Origin of the sequence: Sinanaerobacter sp. ZZT-01, assembly GCF_035621135.1 — a bacterium.
Lineage (GTDB): Bacteria > Bacillota > Clostridia > Peptostreptococcales > Anaerovoracaceae > IOR16.
This window is the reverse complement of sequence record NZ_CP141728.1, coordinates 591,591-610,766: the sequence shown is the minus strand read 5'-3', so window position 1 is coordinate 610,766 and position 19,176 is coordinate 591,591. Positions and strand designations below refer to the sequence as shown.

Sequence of the window (19,176 nt, the reverse complement as noted above, 5' to 3'; positions counted from 1 at the left end):
GTTTCAATGAGTAATACACCTGAAAGCGTTCTTGTGGGAAGCCTTCAGAAATTTTCCGTAGAAGACGGACCCGGCATCAGAACAACAATATTCATGAAAGGCTGCCCTCTCCGCTGTAAGTGGTGCCACAATCCTGAGCTGATTGATCCGCAGCAGCAGCTGATTAAATCACCGAACAACTGCATCGGATGCGGATATTGCGTCAAGGTATGCCCTCGGGGTGCAGTGACAATGATTGCGGAAAAAGGAGTTGTAATTGACAGAGAAAAATGTGACGTGTGTCTTGCATGTGCAAACGAGTGCTATGCACAGGCCTTAAGACCTGTAGCTAAGTTAATGACCATAGATGAGATACTCTGTATAGCGGAGCAGGATAAAGGCTTCTATGATAACACAGAAGGCGGCATTACAGTCAGTGGAGGAGAGATCCTCATGCACGCAGAGATTGTCAGCCAACTCATCGATGAAGCAGGTAAACGAGGTATTAATGTGTGCATAGATACCAGCGGCTTTGGAGACTCACAGGCTCTCATGGAAATGGCACGCAAAGAAAACGTCACGAACATTCTTTATGATATGAAATCAATTGATGATGAAATCCACAGTGCGTACACGGGCGTCAGTAATCACCTGATTATTGAGAATCTGAAAATGCTTGCAGCGGATATAAGCATTGTGGATAAGCTGATTATGAGAATGCCTCTTATCAAGGGAGTGAATGACAGCGATGCTATCATTAAGCGTACGGGTGAGCTGTACAGAGAAATCGGAGTGAAACGAGTGAATCTGCTTCCATACCACAGCCTTGGAATCAGCAAGAAAAGAAATGTGGGAGGTATGCAGGAGGAGTTTGAACAGCCCACAGAGGAGCGCCTGACAGAAATAGAATCTTATTTTAAAAATGAAATCAATTTAAAGGTGGAAATTTTGGGAAGAGTGTAAAAAATTACTTAATGATAATTTAGTCTCAATCTACAAGAAAATACACATTTCTTTTGCATACCGTGTATACTCTTTCAAACTGAGACAAAGAGGAAGGAAACATTATGGACGGTACTAATTTAGGAATCATCACCTTAATTCCAGCACTGGGTTTCTTAGTATTCGCACTTGTAACGAAGAAGTGTATTCTGAGTATTCTGCTATCCGGTATTCTTGGATATATATTTTATTATAAGGCAGCGTTTTTCATACCAATGATGGATGCATTACTTTCAGCATCTTGTGATGCAGATAATAACTATATCGTAATTATTTGCCTGCTATTCGGATGCTTTGTACAGCTGCTTAGACAATCAAAGGGAGCTGTAGCAGTAGGTGATTTAGCTAGAAGGTATATCAAGTCAGAAAAACAAGTACTATTCATGACCTGGTTATGCGGAATTGTAATCTTCATCGACGACTATCTCAGCATCCTGGTTACTGCAAATTGTGTACTAAGCCTTTCAGACGAGCACAAGACTCCGAGAGAAATGATTTGCTACATCATCAATACAACATCAGCTCCGGTTTGTCTGATTATACCGATTTCCGCCTGGGTAGTATTCTTCTCAGGGATCTTTGAACAGCAGAAAGAAGCTGCAGTAGTCGGCGACAGTGCAATGAGCATTTACTATCATATCATGCCATATTTCTTCTATCCATTTTTATGTGTAATCTTCGTACTACTGGTAATTTTGGGAGTCGTTCCTAAGATGGGTGGTATCAAGAAGGCATATCAGAGAGTTGAAGAAACCGGACAACTTTGGCCGCCATCCAGTAACATGCAGAATCAGGGCGATGAGCTGGGTGAAGTAATGGGTGCCATTTCTGATAATAAGGAAAAGGAAGAAAAGGAAATTACACCACATCTTTGGGCATTTATCGTACCAATGGCAGTCGTTATCATCGTAACTTTGTGGCTTGGCGATATTCTTTATGGTGTAAGCTGCGGTATTTTTGCTTGCTTTATTCTATTCGTTCCAACTAAAATTATGAGCCTCAGTAAATTCTGTGACAATTGTTATAAGGGTCTTGAAGATATGCTGTTTATAGCAGTCGTACTCGTTACATCATTATTCTATAGAGAATCGATTACTCTTATCGGCTTACCTGACTATCTGATCGACGTTGCAGGTCCGTATATGAGTGCTGCATGGCTTCCTGCAATTGCATTCATACTCGTAGGCATTGTATGTTTTGCGACAGGTAATATTTGGAGCATCCCTGCAGTATGTACTCCAATCATTCTGCCTCTAGCTGCTTCAAGCGGTGCAAGTATTCCACTTACACTGGGGGCAATTATCTCAGCAGCATGCTTCGGTGCGCAGGCTTGTTTCTATTCAGATGTAACTCTGTTGTCAGCTTCCGCTTGCAGAATTAATAACGTAGATTATGCAATTGCACAGCTTCCGTATATAGGGATTGTCACAGCGATATCGTTCATCGCCTATGTGATCTTTGGATTTGCAATGTCATAAAAAGCAATCGTAGTAGAGCAATTCGATTTTGCAAGAACCTGAATTAATGAATTCACAAGTGAGATTAGATTCAACAGATTTTCAGCTGATAAATTTTTAAAGTTTCGCGATTAGAGATATGAAAATCTGGTAAAAAGAACCGGAAAAGAAGATGGAGTAAAATCCATCTTCTTTTTATTAAGCCAAGTGCAGCTTCACCTTTGTTCGATCATTTATATTCTGACAGTATTACTTGTCTAATCACATACAAAGCACCTTATGGGTTGACAGTATGTAAAAAGATAGATATAATATTGATGTGCATGAATTGCCTTTTAGAAGCTTCGTTGGCCGTGGTTTGGGTCCTGCGCAATAAGAATCTGTGAACCTCGTCAGGTCCGGAAGGAAGCAGCGATAAGCGGAATCTCTTATGTGCCGCAGATTAGCCTTTTCCATAAGTCCGCGAAGCTCCTAAAGGGCAATTTTTTATCTAGTAAAAGCATCGGGTTCCGTGGCTTAAGTGGCGCAGCCACTTTTTTTACGTTAGTTTTTAAAATTTAGGAGGCTTCATGTATCAGGCATTATATCGTACATTTCGACCAGAAACCTTTCATGATATTCTGGGACAGGAACACATTGTTCGAATTTTGAAAAATCAAATCAGCGGTGATTCAGCCAGCCACGCCTATCTTTTTTGCGGAACACGAGGCACCGGAAAAACTTCTACCGCTCGAATTTTGGCAAAGGCTGTGAATTGTTTAGCGCCTCAGAATGAGCGACCGTGCGGAATTTGTGCAAATTGTAAGAGCATTATGAATGGAACCTTTATGGATGTCATTGAAATTGATGCGGCATCCAATAACGGTGTAGAGAACATTCGGGAGCTGCGTGAAAGCGTTAAATATCCTCCGGTAAGCGGGCGTTGCAAGGTTTACATTATAGATGAGGTGCATATGCTTTCCACAGGTGCGTTTAATGCATTGTTAAAAACATTAGAGGAACCGCCGGAAAATGTGATGTTTATTTTAGCCACGACTGAAGTACAAAAGCTGCCTGCTACGATTTTATCACGCTGTCTGCGGCTGGATTTTCATAGAGTACCAGAAAAACAATTGTTAGAGGGGATGCAGACGATCTGTAATTCTTTAGAAATTGCGGTTACAGAAGGAGCCTTGGGATTGATTGCTTCCAATGCGGATGGGTCGGTTCGTGATGCTCTGAGCCTCTTAGAACAGTGTATTGCGGCAGGAGAAAAGACGGTTGACCGTCAAGATGTGCTGACGATATTGGGAAGCAGTGGGGAAGAAATCTTTTTAGAGATTACCGATCACGTTATAAAACAGAGCGTTTCAGAGGCATTATTGCTGTTAAACCGTATCCTTGAAGACGGAAAAGAAGTAAGACAGTTCATTAAAGATTGGATCAGCCATTATCGTGCTCTTTTACTGACAAAATATATTCAAAATCCTGAAAATATGTTGAATATGTCTATAGAGAACATAGAACGCATTCAAGAGCAGAGCAAGCGGTTGGATTTAACGACGATTGATCGGTCAATTATGGCTCTTTCCAAAACATGGAACGATGCTAGATGGTCCACACAACCTAGAACTTTGTTGGAGCTTTGCATTGTAAAACTTGCAAGTGGGGGTTTTTTACAAAGGGAGGAAAGACAGCCGGTTGAGCAAAAAACAAAAACAGAATGGACCGAGAAAAATAATATAGAAGAAACGGTACGGGAGGAGCTTTTTGAGTATAAGGCAAAGCAAAAGCATCCAACAGGAGAACCGAGCATCTCACAGGAGCCACCGAAAAAGATAGAACCGCTTCAAAGAACAGCTTGTAATTTAGATCAGCTTTGGAGCTCACTTTTTACAAATCCGAATTTTGTAAAGGGAAGCTTGCATCTTTTAAAGCGAGGAACTGCTTTGCGGGAAGTGTCAGAGAAACATTTTGTTGTTGAGGTGAGCAATGAGTTGTTAAAGAAATGCGCAATGGAGAATGCAGAACAATTAGAAGTTTTGATGGAACGAAATTTTGGAAAGCATCTGCGCATGGAATGCGTTGTATCTTCAAAAGTAGAAGTGAAAGAAGAAGATCAGATCGAGCAATTGGCCAGTGCGGTTGGAAAACGTCTTGGTCTTACGATAGATATTAAATAACAAAGAAATAAAGGAGAAAAAGAAAATGGGAAAAGGTATGAGAGCCGGGAAGAAAGCAAGTGCCGGAGGCGGTAAGGCAAATATGCAAAAACAGCTACAGCAGGTTCAGCAGATGCAGAAACAGATGGAAGAAATGCAGCAGGAGCTGGACGAAAAAGAGGTGGAGGCTACTGCAGGCGGCGGAGCAGTCAGTGTAAAAGTCAGTGGAAAAAAACAGATTACTTCGATTCAAATTAAGCCGGAGGTCGTTGATCCGGATGACGTTGAGATGCTGCAGGATTTAATTATGGTAGCTGCAAATGAAGCACTTCGGCAGATCGAAGAGCTTTCACAAAATGAAATGGGAAAATTGACAGGAGGTCTGTCTATTCCGGGATTGTTTTAATGCACAAAAAAGTAAGTAAAAAGGAAAGCTGGTGATTCCATGAAACATTATGCAAGACCTTTAGCAAAATTGATCAGCGAACTTTCAAAGTTGCCTGGAATCGGCGGGAAAAGTGCACAGCGTTTAGCTTTTCATATCTTAGCAATGGAAGAAAAAGAAGTCAATCTGCTTGCAGAATCCATTATCGATGCAAAGAAAAATATGAGATATTGTTCAATTTGCGGAAATTTAACGGATATTGATCCCTGCAGTTACTGTTCGGATACAGCGAGAGATCCGAAAACAATCTGTGTCGTAGAAAGTCCGAGAGACGTTATGGCGATGGAGCGCATACGGGAGTTCCATGGTTTTTATCATGTCCTTCACGGCGCAATTTCACCGATGGACGGGATTGGCCCTGAGGACATTAATTTAAAATCTTTGATTTTACGGCTGCAAAAAAATGATGTGCATGAAGTAATTTTAGCTACAAATCCAAATATAGAAGGGGAAGCTACGGCGATGTATATTTCTAAGCTGATTAAACCTTCCGGTATTAAAGTAAGCCGAATCGCGCATGGCATTCCGGTAGGAGGAGATTTGGAGTATGCAGACGAGGTTACGTTATCAAAAGCAATGGAAGGGCGCAGAGAGCTATAGTGGAAGAAAAAAAGCATTATGTATATATGTTGAAGTGTAAAAATGGCAGTTTGTACACCGGTTGGACAACAGACCTGCAGGCACGAATCAAAGCACATAATCGTGGTGTCGGTGCGAAATACACTCGAAGTCATCGACCGGTAGAGTTAGCATACTATGAGATACTGGAAAATCGGTCAGAGGCATTGAAGCGGGAAGCACAGATTAAGAAAATGAGCCGTATGGAAAAGCTTCTTCTTATACAAAAATAATATAATTAGATCAGCATTGCTGATTCGATATTTTAGACCTAAAAAATAAGCGGTTCAAGAATGATAAGTTCTTGAGCCGCTTATGCTTAGAGTTTTATTTTACTTTATTTTGTTCTAAGCAGGCTGATAGCACTGAATATAATAGCTGTTGCGGATATTGCAGATGCGACAATACCTAATATAAGACCAGTTCTTGCGATACCTTTCATAGTAAATTCCCTCCCATTCTTTCTTACTTTAATCTTACCATTATCTTAAGATAAAAACCATGTTTTTATCTATGCTTTGATAGAAATAGATCCAATTGCCGGTATACTTCTCTTAATGGCAAGTTATGTTTTTTAGCAATTGCAGCACAATCATCAAATTCCGGCTTATATTTTTTCAGATCATCGATTGCAACTTCTTTTATGCGAACAGAACCGAGGTCAGTGTCTATTTTTTCTGTATTGCGGGAAAGAAGCAGCCGTTCTGTTCTGCGATATCGTAGTCCGATTGCAGAGGTTTCTCGGAATAAAATGTCTGCCATTTTATTTAATTCTTCTTCACGGCATAATACCGTTAAAAGAATGCCGGGTCTATTTTTTTTCATGATAATCGGAGTATGATATACATCTAAAGCACCGGATTTAAATAGAAGATTCATTGTGTAGGATAAGCATTCACCCGTTTCGTCATCCAAAGAAGTCTCAATAACGATTATGGAATCGGTATCTTCTTTGCGTTCAGAAGGAGAGGCTGAATCCGTACAATCATCTAAGGCGGAACCAAGAAAGACACGAAGTGCATTGAGCTTTCCTGTATTTTTTTTGCCAAAGCCGTAGCCAACTTGTTCAACTTTCATGTTCGGCATTTTTCCGCAAGAAGAGGCACTTGCCTTTAGAATACCAAATCCTGTAGGGGTAACCAGTTCTCCCTGCGTATCGCCGGAAATCAGAGATAGGATGCTCCCTGCGAGCATTTGAGAAACCGCAGGAACCGGAACCGGAAGGAGCCCATGCTGACATTCAATGAATCCATGCCCGTCCTGAATGACGGAACAGCAGACTCTGTCTATCTTTAAATATTCCATACAGATTGCAGTTCCAACAATGTCCACGATTGAATCGGTAGCACCTACTTCATGAAAATGGACCTCTTTAAGGCTTTTTCCATGAACGGCAGCTTCTGCTTTTGCAATTTCTGTAAAGATTGCAATGGCTTGCTCCTTTGCTTTAGTTTTTATGCTGCTTTGGTCAATGATTTGAATAATATCATATAGATTGCGAGCATTTGCATGACTATGGATCTGCTCATGTGAATGCTCGTGGCTCTGCTCGTGGGCACACGCGTGGGTAGAATGATGCGAATGATCGTGTGTGTGGCTGTGTATATGATTGTCATTATCGCCATGTGTATGCTCGTGTTCATGATGAGTAGATAAAGTTTCATCAAGGGTAAGGTGAACGCTTACATCGGTTCCATGTATGGCATTTTGTTCTGTAGCCTTAATCTCTATATCATATCCGGAAATTTTCAATTTCTTTAATTCATCTTTTACATAGGCAGGATCAATACCCAGATCAATTAATGCACCAAGTGTCATATCGCCGCTGATACCGGAAAAACAGTCAAAATATAAAATACGTTCCATAATTAGTCCTTTCTTATCTTTGAAAATAGAGTAAAGAGATTCTTACAGCCTGTTGATGTTGGAAGCTAGATAGGCAGCGCCAAAGCCGTTATCAATATTGACAACGCCGACACCTGCCGCACAGCTGTTCAACATGGTAAGAAGAGCAGAAATGCCTCCGAAGCTGGCACCGTATCCAATACTTGTGGGAACTGCAATCACAGGTTTATCTACAAGTCCGCCGATAACACTTGCTAAGGCACCTTCCATGCCTGCAACCACGATGATAACATTCGCATTGCGGATTTGCTTTATCTTTGATAATAAGCGGTGAATTCCCGCAACGCCGACATCATAAATGCGGTCTACTTGATTCCCGAGCGTTTCGGCAGTAATTGCAGCCTCTTCTGCAACCGGTATATCAGCTGTTCCGGCTGTGATGACTGCAATTGTTTTTTCTGAATATATAATTTCTGCTTGTTTTATAACGATGATGCGTGCCGATTCATGATACGTTGCATCCTGAGTGAACTGCCTGATTGCATCATAATGGCTCTGCGAGGCACGTGTAGCGAGGATATTGGTATTGTGAAGCATCATGTGCCTCACAATTTCAGCAACTTGTTGTGGAGTCTTTCCCTCGCAGAAAATTGCTTCGGGATAGCCCGTTCTGAGATTGCGGTGCTGATCGATCATTGAGAAACCTAAATCCTCAAAGGGAAGTGTTTTCAATTCTTCGGCTGCGTCAGCCGGCTCTTTTTCTCCGGATGCAACCTGATTCAGTATGTTGATTAAATAAGAGTGATCCATGATTGTTTTACCTTTCTAAGGTTTGATTTAAGCTGCCCATTTGATAGCCGCCGAGATCCAATGCAGCATAAAGAAATCCGGATTTTTTTGCGGCACGGTTTATTCGATCCATAAGGGAAAGATCAAAAAATTTGCAGCGTTCCTCAGCGGCAACTTCAATTCGTGCAATTTTTCCGTGGTGGCGTACACGATACTGTTTAAATCCAGACTGGCGAAGTTCTTTTTCTAAGTAAGCGATCGCTTCTAACTTTTCTACAGTTATTGTTTCGCCGTAAGGAATGCGGGAGGCGAGACATGCAAATGCAGGCTTGTCCCAATGTGCATCCTTTCTTTCTTTTAATAATTGACGAATTTCTTCTTTTGTAAAACCGGCATCTTTTAACGGGCTGATAATTTTAAGCTCATCCAATGCCAAAAGACCGGGACGGTAATCTTTTATATCATCCGCATTGGTTCCGTCAGCAACGAAAAAAAATTCTTCTTCTTTTGCTTTTTTTAGAATTTCGGTAAATATATTTTTTTTACAAAGATAGCAGCGATTGGGCGGATTATGTGAGAACGCTTGAAAACATTCTTCACTGAGTGCAATGCGATGGTGGGAAATTTTGTGCTCTCGGCAAAATAGAAGCGCATCTTCAAATTCTTCTTCCGAATGCATGGGAGAAGTAACTGTGATTGCAGTAACATTTTCTTTTAGTATGTCTTTTGCAGCTAATAGAAGAAAGGTACTGTCAACCCCTCCCGAAAAAGCGACTGCTATTCTCTTATATTTCTTAAAAACAGAAGCGAGTGCTTTTTGCTTTTTTTTCAGTTCATCTTGATTATACATAAAAAGAAATCCTCTTAATCCTATTTATTTTCGCTATTTTTGACTTTTTTCAAAAACCCTTGAAATTTCATTTGTTAAATGAGATTTCAAGGGTTTTATGCATACTTTATTATATTATGACGGAACTTTAATAAAACATCAAGATATTTTATTTAGTAACTCTTTTATTCCGACTCTGGGAATGGAATTGTTCTGTAACACCACCACCAGTCTTCGCATTCCAGACCGATTCTTTCCGGATCTGTCTCTCGTCGAATGAGTCCTTCGTATGTTAGAGGAGGAGGAACCATGACAGGCTGACCTGGTTCCCAGTTTGCCGGTGTCAGAACCCCGTATTCGTCAGTGGTTTGAATGGCGATTAAAAGCCGCAGTATTTCATTGATGTTTCTTCCGTTTGTTGCCGGATAAATCAAAATAGCTCGTACGGTCTGTAATGGGTCAATAATAAATACATCGCGGATTGTTTCTTGTGTTGTGACATCAGGGGCAAACATGCCGTAGGAACGAGCAATGTCACCGCTTCGGTCTGAGACAATCGGGAATGGGATGGTAATGCCGGTCGTTAAGTAAATGTCATAAACCCAGGCTAGGTGAGAGGGGTTGCTGTCGATGCTAATGCCTAAAAGTTGCGCATTGCGATCAACAAAGTCTTGATTGGTTTGTGCAAAAGCGATAAATTCCGTTGTGCAAACAGGGGTGAAATCTCCGGGATGTGAAAAGAATATAACCCATTTTCCTTTGTAATCAGACATTCGAATTGGTCCCATTGTTGACAATGCTGCGAAATCCGGAACTTGCATACCAATATTTAATTGAGAAATTTCCATGATAAAAATAAACCTCCATTTTTTTTTTACTATTTCATAGTATTCGAATTGGACGAAAATGGAACGTTGTATCATGGTTTCAAAAGGAATTTAATTTTCATTCGGAGGGGAATCCTGTTTCTTTTTTGATAAGAGATAGGATATAAAATCACCGATTTGCCTATCTTGATCTGCAGTAATATCTGATTGTTCCAGTATGGAAATGGACTGAAGTTTGTGTTGTTCACCTTGTGCTTGTTTTGCAGTGGCATTGTAATAAAATTCGCCTTCGGTTATTCCTGGCTGCTTTCCATATTTTGAAACCATCAGATGGTAAAGAGGATCACCTAAATATTGTTTCCAGTGTTTTTGAAATAGCAGCATGGACAGATACGTATGAAAAGAAACGTGGTTTAGGTCAAATTGATTGATTTCTATGCTTTCTGAAAAGTATGATTTAAAATATGGTATGCAGAAATCAATTTTGAAATCTGCTGGAATCGTTGAATCTTCTAAAATTCTTTTCGTCTTTCTTTTAATTAATTCCCTTTCTTTGTAGTCATATAATTCACCAAATTTGTGCATTGCATTTAATTTTTTTTGATGAAATTCATTATGATCCTCAGAATCTCCTGCATCAAGAGGGTCATATAGCAATCCGCAATCTTTACATGTCATCAAGTCTTCAAGTCCGAGCATAAAATCGATTGATACATGAAATCGGTTTGCAATTTTTTGTATGTTTTCCGGACCAGGTGTCTGGCCATCCAGCCAGTTTTTAATTGTAGTTTGATGTACATTTAAATCTTTAGACAGTCGGTAAGGTGTAATATTCCCGTTTTTCATCAGCCGTCTTAATATCTCAGAGAATGTCATAGTGGGTACCTCCATAAATAGTCTAATTAGTTATAATATTTTAGATTAAATGCGCTTGACATAATCTAATTTAAGTGTATATAATTAGATTATTCCAAATAATTTAAAAAATAAAAATCCAAATATAGTATATTTTATTTATTCTAATCTATAAGAATAGACTATCATGCGAAGTGTTTTTATGCAAGTTTTTTGGAATAGAAAGGAAAAACAGGGGGAGATAAAAGCAGCACAAAAATGAAGGGAAAGAAAAATTTTGGGATAAGGAGAAGGGGTATGTTTGATAAGTACATAAATTATAACCGAATTGCAGAGGATATGATTCGCAATCGGGAAGATAATCTAGCGGCTTTGGAGTCATTAAAAGAACAGTATGCGGAACTAATGCAAAAAGACGGTGTCGGTGCAGTATCCTACGAGAAAGAGCGAGTTCAGGTAAGTCTAAAAAATGATGCGATGGTAAATCATGCAATTCAAAAAGAGGCAGTGAAAAAAAAGTTGGATGAGCTGGGAACGGAGTGCAGGCTGTTCGACAAGGCGTGGACACATCTTACAGAGGAAGAGAAAGAAGTGCTTAGCGTCTTTTGCAATCAGGATATAAAAAAGCAGGATGCAATTGACTTGGTGTGTGAGCAGATGCACTGCGAGCGAGCGACGGCATATCGGAAAAAGGACGCTGCATTGGGGCGATTTAAAAAATTGCTATTTTCTTAATGAGACAAAGTTGAGATGAAAGAATCCTTTTTCGGTGCTATAGTGATATTGGTGAAAGATGCAAAGAATGATTCTTATAAAAAAAGAGCCATTAATTCAGATGGCTTTTTTTTATTGCATCTTTTATCCTTGTTGTCTAATTGCAGACGTAAAAAAACAGGAATGCGAGAAGCAACCTCGTAAAATGCGTAATCAAAGAGGGAGAGGCTATGAAAAGAAAATTTTTACAAGAGCTTAAAATTGAAGGTATGACAAAAGAGGTGATCGATCAGATCATGGCTGAAAACGGACGCGATATTGAGAGAGAAAAGGCAAAGAATAAAGAGAAAAATAAGAAGCTTATAGAAAAATACAGCTTGAAAGAGGCCATGAAATCTCTCGGTGTCATTGATCCGGACTACCTTATTTTTAAGCACGGAGGGATAGAGAAATTTTGCTTTGATGAGGAAGGGGAGCCTTTGATGGTGGAAGAGATTCTCAAAGTTTACAGAGAATCCTTCCCCTATATTTTCAATCAGGAATATCCAAATAAAATAAGCCTGGTTCAGGGGGAAAAGATGGAGTTGTCATTTACTTGGAGGTGTGTTGAATGAGAGACGAAATATTAGCTGGAATGGTACGTAAATTAGAGACACTTGACATACCTGTTTATGTAAGAGGTACAAAACAAGAAGGCGATTCGGCTTATTTTCTTGTCTTGCCGCTTACATCTTCCGTTGAAAAAGTGATTGGCAGTCGGTATCGGTTGAATCACTCGTTTGAGGTTCAGTATTATCCACCCAAAGACGGTGAAAGCGTTCAAGAAAGTGTAGAAGATGTTCTTTTTCAATTATTAGAGTACATTTTGATGGGAGAAGACTTGATTCACGGAACGAAAATGCATACAAAAAACGAAGAAGGTATATTTCATTTCTATGTTGATTACAACTTCTATTCTTATAAAGAGGTGGAAGAAAAAGTTGATATGGGCGATGTAGATATCAAGAATGGCTTAAAGGGGGATTAAGGTTGAAATTAAAAAAAGATACTTTAAAGAGCAATAAAGAAAAATTTTCAAAAGAAAAATTGGTTTCTTCGAGCAAATATATCGAAAAGCGTGATTTGCTTCAAGTATTGCTTGAGGAAAATAAAGAATATTGCTTTCAAGATGTAGATTCTTATATAAATGAATTTTTAAAAAGGAAGGTGAACTAAATGGCTTTAGGTGGTGGTGTATTTACTGCACAAAATAAATTTTACCCAGGCAGTTATATTAATTTTGTTTCTGCACAGAAAGCATCCGCAATCTTATCAGATCGCGGATATGCAGCAATGCCTCTGGAACTTGATTGGGGAAAAGATGGAGATGTTTTTTCTGTCAGTGCAGAAAAATTTCAGAAAGATTCTTTAAAGATTCTTGGATATGATTACACAGCAGATCAATTAAAAGGTCTTCGTGACTTATTCCAAAATGGATTAAGAGTTGCCTATTTGTACCGTTTAAATAGCGGAAACAAGGCGGAAAATGACTTTGCGCAGGCAACGTGCAGCGGCATAAGAGGAAACAGTATTAAGATTGTAATAGAGAAGAATGTAGATGATTCTGAAAGATTTGACATCAGCACTTTGTTTGATGCAAAGCTGGTAGACAAGCAAACGGTAAAAACTGTGGGAGAACTGACAGACAATGATTATGTAATTTGGAAGAAGGAAGCTGCCTTAACAGAAAATGCAGGTGTTTCCCTTTCAGGAGGCACAAATAAAGAGGCAGTAGCCGGAGCAGATTATGCAGACTTTCTCAGCAAGGCAGAAAGCTATTCCTTTAATGTGCTGGGCTGCTTATCAACTGATGAAGCAGTTTGTAATTTATTTACTGCATTTACAAAGCGCATGAGAGAAGAGTATGGAGCAAAATTTCAAACCGTCCTATATCGTACTGCTGCCGATCATGAAGGGGTTATCAGTGTTGAAAATACAATGACGGATTCCGCTTATCCTCAGTCAGCATTGGTGTATTGGACAGTAGGCGCGCAGGCAACCCGTTCCATCGGTGGGGGAAAAGCGACGCTATCCAATCAGGTTTATAATGGAGAATTTGAAGTGAAAGCAGATTATACACAGACTCAGCTTGCGGATGGGTTAAAGAGTGGTAAATTCTTATTCCATAAGGTCGGAGATGAAATTCGTGTGTTAGAGGATATTAATACTTTGACTTCCTTTACCAATGAGAAAAGTGAAGATTTCTCTGCAAATCAGTCCATTCGTGTGTTGGATCAGATTGCAAATGATATCGCAGACGTATTTAACAGCAAATATCTTGGCAATATTCCAAATGATGATTCTGGCAGAGTGATGCTATGGAATGACATTGTTAGACATCATCAAGAACTTCAAAAATTGCAGGCTATTGAAAACTTCACAGCAGATGATGTAAAGGTGATGGCTGGCGATACAAAGAAATCCGTTGTTGTAGAAGATCATGTCACTTTGGTCAATGCGATGAGTGAGCTGTATATGACGGTAGTTGTTCAGTAAAGGAGGGTATGTTATGAAATTTATGAACTCAAAAGATGCGGTAAGCGGTTCTTTAGCCGAGTGCTTTTTAACCATTGACGGAAATTGCTATAACTTTATGCATGCGATTAATTTAGAAGCGAAGATAGAAAAGACGAAGACGGAGGTTCCGATTCTTGGGAAAACAGGAAAAGGAAATAAAGCGACTGGATGGAAGGGAACCGGAAGTGCGACCTTCCATTACAACACGTCCATATTTAGAGAACTTCTTTATAAATACAAAGAGAGTGGTGAAGATATCTATTTTGATATTCAGGTGACCAATGAAGATCCGACTTCCGATTTAGGAAGACAGACCGTAATTTTGAAAGACTGCAATGTAGATGGTGGAATTTTGACGAAGTTTGATGCCGGTGCAGAATATTTAGATGAAGAGATGGAATTTACCTTTGAAGATTTTGAAATACCGGAAAAGTTCAATCTATTGAATGGCATGGTGTAAAGCGGAGGAGAAAGAAAAATTATGAGTAGTTTAAATGCTTTTTTAAACCCGATCAAAGAAGAAAATGCAAAGGTAGTGGCAAGTAAACGTTTTGTCGGAGAAAATGGCAAGCCTGTAGAATGGGAAATTCGTGCTTTGACTGGTGAAGAGGATGAGGTAATACGAAAAAAGTGTACAAGATCGGTTCCGGTACCGGGGAAAAGAGGACAATATACCAATGAAACGGATATCAATCGCTATCTTGGGGAGCTGGCGGCTACATGCACCGTTTATCCTAATTTAAATGATGCAACTTTACAGAAAGCGTATGGTGTTTTAGGAGCAGATTCCTTATTGAAGACAATGCTGAAAGCAGGGGAATACGCAGAGTATCTTGAAAAGGTGCAAAAAATAAGCGGTTATGACCAAACGATGGAAGATTTGGTGGATGAAGCAAAAAACTAATAGAGGAGGGTGATGCGGAAGCAAATTTCGCATATTATGCTCTCCACAAGTTAAGAATTCTGCCGAGTGTACTCTTAGCAATGAGACGGGAAGAGAAAGCATTTATTTATGCTTCCATTCAATTGCGCATGGAGGCAGAAAAAAGAGAGGAAAAAAAAGCAAGGAAAAAATAAAATAAAACGCTTTGGGGATGCAGCAAAGTGCTTCAATTTCAAAGCGTTTTTCTTATACAACTGACAGGAGTTCATTTTATTATTTGTATAAGAAAGGAAGGGAGTGAGGGAATGGCAACAATTTTAAATGCACTGAATCTTTCGAATCAATTTAATAATATTTCTAACCGAATTAACAATATTTCATTAGCTGCTACAAAGACAAAAAATGTTTTTAATACGTTAAATGTCACCATGGATCATACGGCAAGTGTCAATTTTGGTTCAGTCAATCAATCCATTGCCGCGCTGGACAAGAGTGTTCAAAAAGTGGCGGCAACGCTTGAAAGAGCCGATATGCAGCAGATCAATCTGAATCAGGATATGAAAGCAGGTCAAGGGGCTGCAGGAAAGCTGAGCGGTATGCTGTCTAAAATTGATGTGGCACAAGTTGCCATGAGTGCAGTACAGACTTCAGATAAAATGATTCAAACCAGAGCAAAATTAAACACGACAAATGATGGGAGCCAAACGACAAAGGAGTTGGAGAATAAAGTATTTGCAAGTGCGCAGAGATCGAGAACCGGATATTTTGATATGGCATCTGCAGTCACAACGATGGGAGCAAATACACAAACATTTAAAACAAGTGATGAAACAATAGCCTTTGCAGAACAGGTGAATAAGATATTTAAAATTGACGGGGCTTCCGGCGAGCGGCAGTCTACTGCAATCATGCAGCTTTCGCAGGCGATGGCAGACGGTGCTGTAAAAGCAGAGGAATTGAACTCTATTTTAGAAGTATCACCGAGTCTGGGAAGAAGTATAGAAACTGCAATGGGGTTGGCAGAAGGCTCTATCCTATCTTATGCAGAGCAGGGCTCACTGACAGCTTCCGCGGTTAAAAATTCCGTATTCCAGATGGCGGAAGATACAAATACAGCATTTTCTGCAACACCAATGACTTGGGGGGATGTGTTAAATGCAGCCATTAACGGTGTTATGAAGGTTTCACGCCCACTATTAGATTTTATTAATCTTCTGGCAAATTCATGGAGCATATTGGGACCGATAGTGATGGGGGTAGTTGCAGCAATTGTCGCATACAATGCAGTTATGGGTGTTGCATGGCTGGAAACAGTAAAAAATGCAGCAGCAATAGCGTGGAAAACAATTTGTAGTTGGGCTGAGACGGCAGCAATTATTGCTATGACGCTTGCTTCGGAAGGTTTAAATGCGGCACTTGCACTTTGTCCGATCACATGGATTATTATAGCCATCATTGCTTTAATTGCAATATTTTACGCTGTAATAGCTGCAATTAATAAATTCACAGGGTCAAGCTTGTCTGCTACAGGAATGATTATGGGTGCATTCTATGTATTGGGAGCATTTTTGTATAACACAGTTATAGTTCCATTGTATAATGCTTTTGCGATGATTGCGAACTTCTTAGGTAATGTTTTCAATAATCCTATCGGTGCGGTGAAAGTTGCATTTTATGACATGGCTATTGATATCCTAGGATATATTGAAAAATTGGCGAGTGCAATTGAAACTATTATTAATAAAATACCAGGTGTAAAAGTAAATATCACCAGCGGTTTAGATAGTTTTAAAGAGAAATTAGAGAAAGCACAGGAAAAGGTTAAGGATGAGTCTGGTTGGGTTGAATATGTTAAGAAACTCGATTATAAAGGCTATACAGATGCATGGGATAAAGGAAATAAGATGGGAGCCGGTTTGCAGAACAAAGTAACGGATCTTTTTAGTCAGGATAATTCGATCCCAGATTCCTTAAATCAAACAGCCGACAATACAGGAAAAATGGCAAACACTATGGAAATGAGCGGAGAGGATTTGAAGTATCTCAGAGACGTCGCAGAGCGTGAAGTAATCAATCGATTTACAACAGCGGACTTGAACGTTACGATGCAGACAACGGCAAACGTTAATAGTGATCTCGATATTGACGGTATCATATCACAGCTGGAAGATAAGACGTATGAAATGCTGGTTTCAACCGCAGAGGGGGTGTAATCTTGTACGAATTTATTCTTGATGATATGCAGCTTCCGGTTGCGCCGCAAAAGATGAAAATGAAGATGTCAAATCAAAATAAGACGATTAATTTGATTTCCGGACAAGAGGTGAATATTCCTAAAATTGCCGGATTGACAGAAATCGAATTCAGCTCACTGCTTCCAGCGCAACCGTACCCTTTTGCTGTATATCCAACTGGTTTTCAGTCACCGGAATTTTATTTAAAAAAGCTGGAACTATTGAAGCAGGGAAGAAAGCCATTTATATTTTTAGTAAATCGGAAACAGCTAAATGGAACGTACAGCTATAACATATCAAAGAATGTGACATTAGAAGAATATACAATTGAAGAAGATGCTGCAAACGGATTTGATATTATGGTTTCCATTCGCTTGAAGCAATATGTTACCTACGGAACGATTCTTGTCAATGTAAGTGAAAATAAAGAAACGGGCGACGTGACATTGGAAAAGCAAGTGCAAAGAGAGGCAAAGGTGACAAATAAGACGTATGCGGTACAGCCAAATGATACGCTTTGGAGTATCTGCAAAAAAGAACTGGGAGACGAAAAAGTCTACAGTAAGATACTTGTTTTAAATGGACTTACAAATCCAAATGAAATTTACCCCGGGCAGGTGATACGTTTTGAATAAGATTGAATTAATAATTGAACACAATGGATTGAATTACCAGCCCGTTGTGGAAGAACCGATTTCGTGGGAGACAGAGCGTCAGGGTGTACCTGGAAAGCTTACTTTTTCAGTGCAGAAAGATGCAGGATTAAATTTTCAGGAAGGAGATCATCTAATGTTGTATGTAAATAAAGAAAAGGTTTTTTATGGATTTATTTTTACAAAGAAACGAAATAAAGATGGTCTCATCAGTGTGACCGCATACGATCAGCTGAGATATTTGAAAAATAAAGATGTTATAAAATATAAAGAAATAACAGCCAGTGCTTTGATTCAAAAACTAGCTAAAATATTTGGCATGGAGGTTGGCGAAATCGAAGATACGAAGTATGTGATAGCAGACCGTTTGGAACAAGATAAGACCTTATTTGATATCATTAAAAATGCACTCAATGAAACACAACAGGCAAAAAAAGAGTTGTATGTTTTATACGATGATTGCAGGAAACTGACACTGAAAAATATCAAAGATATGAAACTGGATATTCTAATCAATCAAAATACTGCAGAGGATTTTGACTATGCTTCAAGTATAGACAGTAAGACATATAATCGAATTAAGCTGTTTTATGAAAGCGAAAAAACCGGTGATTTAAAAATCCATCCTCAAGAAGATGCTGCTTCCATAAAAAGATGGGGGGTTTTACAGCATACAGAAAAGGTAGATAATCCACAGAATGCGGAAGAAAAAGCGAAAAACTTACTTTCTATGTATAACCGAAAAACAAGGAATTTAAGCGTTTCTAAAGCATTTGGAGATATCAGGGTAAGAGGAGGCTCTTTGCTTTCGGTTAGCTTGGATCTGGGAGATGTAGTAGCAAATACTTATATGATTGTGGAAAAGGTAAAGCATACAATATCTGCAGATGTGCATCAGATGGATCTCTCATTGATTGGAGGTGATTTTAGTGCCTAACTTACTTCAAATTATGAAACAAGCTTCTTCTGATGCATTTGAAGAAGGAAAACCCGTAAACCTCGTTTATGGAACCGTGCAGAATACAAATCCGTTGGAAATATTGGTAGAACAGAAGTTGTTGCTGGAAGAGCCGTTTCTGGTATGTGCAAGAAATGTTACGAACTATGACGTAGAAATGGAGATGCTTCACGAGACAGAGCTGTCTGGAGCTTATGAGCATAGCCATAGTGTCAGTACTTCCGGTGGGAGCGGGACGACCAATACAAATAGGGAACCTGCACATAAGCATGAGTATAAAGGGAAAAAAAAATACCGCGTATTAAATGGACTACAAAGCGGTGAAAAGGTCATTATGATTCGTATGCAGGGCGGACAGAGATTTATTGTTTTAGATAGGATAGGGTGATGA

General features: G+C 39.4%; 22 protein-coding genes and 1 other RNA gene. 18 read left to right on the top strand and 5 right to left on the bottom strand.

The genetic code is table 11. The features are described 5' to 3' along the window. The first annotated feature begins 6 nt into the window (after positions 1-6). From U5921_RS03020 to U5921_RS02990, 7 genes are all read left to right on the top strand, one after another. Positions 7-942 (top strand): glycyl-radical enzyme activating protein, encoded by a 936-nt coding sequence (locus U5921_RS03020; protein WP_324825003.1) that lies wholly within the window; start codon positions 7-9, stop codon positions 940-942. A 104-nt stretch (positions 943-1,046) separates the two neighbouring features. Beyond that, on the top strand, positions 1,047-2,459 hold the full coding sequence (locus tag U5921_RS03015) for a Na+/H+ antiporter NhaC family protein (RefSeq protein WP_324825002.1): 1,413 nt from the start codon (positions 1,047-1,049) through the stop codon (positions 2,457-2,459). A gap of 335 nt (positions 2,460-2,794) precedes the next feature. Continuing rightward, positions 2,795-2,894, top strand: an RNA gene (gene ffs / locus U5921_RS03010) — signal recognition particle sRNA small type. 113 nt (positions 2,895-3,007) lie between these two features. After that, positions 3,008-4,600, top strand: a complete 1,593-nt coding sequence (dnaX, locus tag U5921_RS03005) for a DNA polymerase III subunit gamma/tau (protein ID WP_324825001.1) — start codon at positions 3,008-3,010, stop codon at positions 4,598-4,600. Between the two features lie 25 nt (positions 4,601-4,625). After that, positions 4,626-4,985: a YbaB/EbfC family nucleoid-associated protein gene (locus U5921_RS03000; protein ID WP_417765035.1), complete on the top strand. Its 360-nt coding sequence runs from the start codon at positions 4,626-4,628 to the stop codon at positions 4,983-4,985. 39 nt (positions 4,986-5,024) lie between these two features. Beyond that, positions 5,025-5,624 carry a recombination mediator RecR gene (gene recR / locus U5921_RS02995; RefSeq protein WP_324825000.1) on the top strand — a complete coding sequence of 200 codons (600 nt, stop codon included), beginning with the start codon at positions 5,025-5,027 and terminating at the stop codon, positions 5,622-5,624. After that, the gene (locus U5921_RS02990) at positions 5,624-5,875 is read left to right on the top strand and encodes a GIY-YIG nuclease family protein (RefSeq protein ID WP_324824999.1); all 252 of its coding nucleotides are present in this window, start codon (positions 5,624-5,626) and stop codon (positions 5,873-5,875) included. Before recR ends, U5921_RS02990 begins: the two co-directional genes overlap by 1 nt. Before the next feature lie 274 nt (positions 5,876-6,149). Here U5921_RS02990 and larC read toward each other — a convergent pair whose 3' ends face one another. From larC to U5921_RS02965, 5 genes are all read right to left on the bottom strand, one after another. Further along, a complete protein-coding gene (gene larC / locus U5921_RS02985; RefSeq protein ID WP_324824998.1) occupies positions 6,150-7,508 on the bottom strand; it encodes a nickel pincer cofactor biosynthesis protein LarC in 1,359 nt (452 codons plus the stop codon). A 42-nt stretch (positions 7,509-7,550) separates the two neighbouring features. Then, the gene (larB, locus tag U5921_RS02980; protein ID WP_324824997.1) at positions 7,551-8,297 is read right to left on the bottom strand and encodes a nickel pincer cofactor biosynthesis protein LarB; all 747 of its coding nucleotides are present in this window, start codon (positions 8,295-8,297) and stop codon (positions 7,551-7,553) included. A 7-nt stretch (positions 8,298-8,304) separates the two neighbouring features. Then, a complete protein-coding gene (gene larE, locus U5921_RS02975; protein ID WP_324824996.1) occupies positions 8,305-9,126 on the bottom strand; it encodes an ATP-dependent sacrificial sulfur transferase LarE in 822 nt (273 codons plus the stop codon). 164 nt (positions 9,127-9,290) lie between these two features. Beyond that, entirely contained in the window at positions 9,291-9,953 is a 663-nt protein-coding gene (locus U5921_RS02970) for a peroxiredoxin (RefSeq protein ID WP_324824995.1), read from the bottom strand. A gap of 90 nt (positions 9,954-10,043) precedes the next feature. Continuing rightward, positions 10,044-10,808: a helix-turn-helix domain-containing protein gene (locus U5921_RS02965; protein ID WP_324824994.1), complete on the bottom strand. Its 765-nt coding sequence runs from the start codon at positions 10,806-10,808 to the stop codon at positions 10,044-10,046. A 276-nt stretch (positions 10,809-11,084) separates the two neighbouring features. Here U5921_RS02965 and U5921_RS02960 point away from each other — a divergent pair, with 276 nt between their 5' ends. From U5921_RS02960 to U5921_RS02910, 11 genes are all read left to right on the top strand, one after another. Continuing rightward, positions 11,085-11,522, top strand: a complete 438-nt coding sequence (locus tag U5921_RS02960; RefSeq protein WP_324824993.1) for a hypothetical protein — start codon at positions 11,085-11,087, stop codon at positions 11,520-11,522. A 209-nt stretch (positions 11,523-11,731) separates the two neighbouring features. Continuing rightward, positions 11,732-12,115: a hypothetical protein gene (locus U5921_RS02955; RefSeq protein WP_324824992.1), complete on the top strand. Its 384-nt coding sequence runs from the start codon at positions 11,732-11,734 to the stop codon at positions 12,113-12,115. Next, positions 12,112-12,528 carry a phage tail terminator family protein gene (locus U5921_RS02950; RefSeq protein ID WP_324824991.1) on the top strand — a complete coding sequence of 139 codons (417 nt, stop codon included), beginning with the start codon at positions 12,112-12,114 and terminating at the stop codon, positions 12,526-12,528. Before U5921_RS02955 ends, U5921_RS02950 begins: the two co-directional genes overlap by 4 nt. A 2-nt stretch (positions 12,529-12,530) precedes the next feature. Beyond that, the gene (locus U5921_RS02945; protein WP_324824990.1) at positions 12,531-12,716 is read left to right on the top strand and encodes a hypothetical protein; all 186 of its coding nucleotides are present in this window, start codon (positions 12,531-12,533) and stop codon (positions 12,714-12,716) included. Beyond that, the gene (locus tag U5921_RS02940; RefSeq protein WP_324824989.1) at positions 12,717-14,036 is read left to right on the top strand and encodes a phage tail sheath family protein; all 1,320 of its coding nucleotides are present in this window, start codon (positions 12,717-12,719) and stop codon (positions 14,034-14,036) included. A 13-nt stretch (positions 14,037-14,049) separates the two neighbouring features. Next, complete coding sequence (locus U5921_RS02935) at positions 14,050-14,517, top strand: phage tail tube protein (RefSeq protein ID WP_324824988.1); 468 nt, start codon at positions 14,050-14,052, stop codon at positions 14,515-14,517. A gap of 21 nt (positions 14,518-14,538) precedes the next feature. After that, on the top strand, positions 14,539-14,961 hold the full coding sequence (locus U5921_RS02930) for a phage tail assembly chaperone (protein ID WP_324824987.1): 423 nt from the start codon (positions 14,539-14,541) through the stop codon (positions 14,959-14,961). 284 nt (positions 14,962-15,245) lie between these two features. Further along, positions 15,246-17,153 (top strand): tape measure protein, encoded by a 1,908-nt coding sequence (locus U5921_RS02925; protein WP_324824986.1) that lies wholly within the window; start codon positions 15,246-15,248, stop codon positions 17,151-17,153. Positions 17,154-17,155: 2 nt separating this feature from the next. Further along, complete coding sequence (locus tag U5921_RS02920; protein WP_324824985.1) at positions 17,156-17,809, top strand: LysM peptidoglycan-binding domain-containing protein; 654 nt, start codon at positions 17,156-17,158, stop codon at positions 17,807-17,809. After that, positions 17,802-18,764 (top strand): XkdQ/YqbQ family protein, encoded by a 963-nt coding sequence (locus tag U5921_RS02915; RefSeq protein ID WP_324824984.1) that lies wholly within the window; start codon positions 17,802-17,804, stop codon positions 18,762-18,764. The genes U5921_RS02920 and U5921_RS02915 overlap by 8 nt, the downstream gene beginning before the upstream one ends. Beyond that, on the top strand, positions 18,757-19,173 hold the full coding sequence (locus U5921_RS02910; RefSeq protein ID WP_324824983.1) for a DUF2577 domain-containing protein: 417 nt from the start codon (positions 18,757-18,759) through the stop codon (positions 19,171-19,173). The genes U5921_RS02915 and U5921_RS02910 overlap by 8 nt, the downstream gene beginning before the upstream one ends. Positions 19,174-19,176: the final 3 nt, after the last annotated feature.

What these genes read in the sequence shown, in the direction of transcription:
- U5921_RS03020 (WP_324825003.1), top strand. Translation starts at nt 7, where the DNA reads ATGAGTAATACACCTGAAAGCGTTCTTGTGGGAAGCCTTCAGAAATTT.
- U5921_RS03015 (WP_324825002.1), top strand. Translation starts at nt 1,047, where the DNA reads ATGGACGGTACTAATTTAGGAATCATCACCTTAATTCCAGCACTGGGT.
- dnaX (WP_324825001.1), top strand. Translation starts at nt 3,008, where the DNA reads ATGTATCAGGCATTATATCGTACATTTCGACCAGAAACCTTTCATGAT.
- U5921_RS03000 (WP_417765035.1), top strand. Translation starts at nt 4,626, where the DNA reads ATGGGAAAAGGTATGAGAGCCGGGAAGAAAGCAAGTGCCGGAGGCGGT.
- recR (WP_324825000.1), top strand. Translation starts at nt 5,025, where the DNA reads ATGAAACATTATGCAAGACCTTTAGCAAAATTGATCAGCGAACTTTCA.
- larC (WP_324824998.1), bottom strand. Translation starts at nt 7,508, where the DNA reads ATGGAACGTATTTTATATTTTGACTGTTTTTCCGGTATCAGCGGCGAT.
- larB (WP_324824997.1), bottom strand. Translation starts at nt 8,297, where the DNA reads ATGGATCACTCTTATTTAATCAACATACTGAATCAGGTTGCATCCGGA.
- larE (WP_324824996.1), bottom strand. Translation starts at nt 9,126, where the DNA reads ATGTATAATCAAGATGAACTGAAAAAAAAGCAAAAAGCACTCGCTTCT.
- U5921_RS02970 (WP_324824995.1), bottom strand. Translation starts at nt 9,953, where the DNA reads ATGGAAATTTCTCAATTAAATATTGGTATGCAAGTTCCGGATTTCGCA.
- U5921_RS02965 (WP_324824994.1), bottom strand. Translation starts at nt 10,808, where the DNA reads ATGACATTCTCTGAGATATTAAGACGGCTGATGAAAAACGGGAATATT.
- U5921_RS02960 (WP_324824993.1), top strand. Translation starts at nt 11,085, where the DNA reads ATGTTTGATAAGTACATAAATTATAACCGAATTGCAGAGGATATGATT.
- U5921_RS02955 (WP_324824992.1), top strand. Translation starts at nt 11,732, where the DNA reads ATGAAAAGAAAATTTTTACAAGAGCTTAAAATTGAAGGTATGACAAAA.
- U5921_RS02950 (WP_324824991.1), top strand. Translation starts at nt 12,112, where the DNA reads ATGAGAGACGAAATATTAGCTGGAATGGTACGTAAATTAGAGACACTT.
- U5921_RS02940 (WP_324824989.1), top strand. Translation starts at nt 12,717, where the DNA reads ATGGCTTTAGGTGGTGGTGTATTTACTGCACAAAATAAATTTTACCCA.
- U5921_RS02935 (WP_324824988.1), top strand. Translation starts at nt 14,050, where the DNA reads ATGAAATTTATGAACTCAAAAGATGCGGTAAGCGGTTCTTTAGCCGAG.
- U5921_RS02930 (WP_324824987.1), top strand. Translation starts at nt 14,539, where the DNA reads ATGAGTAGTTTAAATGCTTTTTTAAACCCGATCAAAGAAGAAAATGCA.
- U5921_RS02925 (WP_324824986.1), top strand. Translation starts at nt 15,246, where the DNA reads ATGGCAACAATTTTAAATGCACTGAATCTTTCGAATCAATTTAATAAT.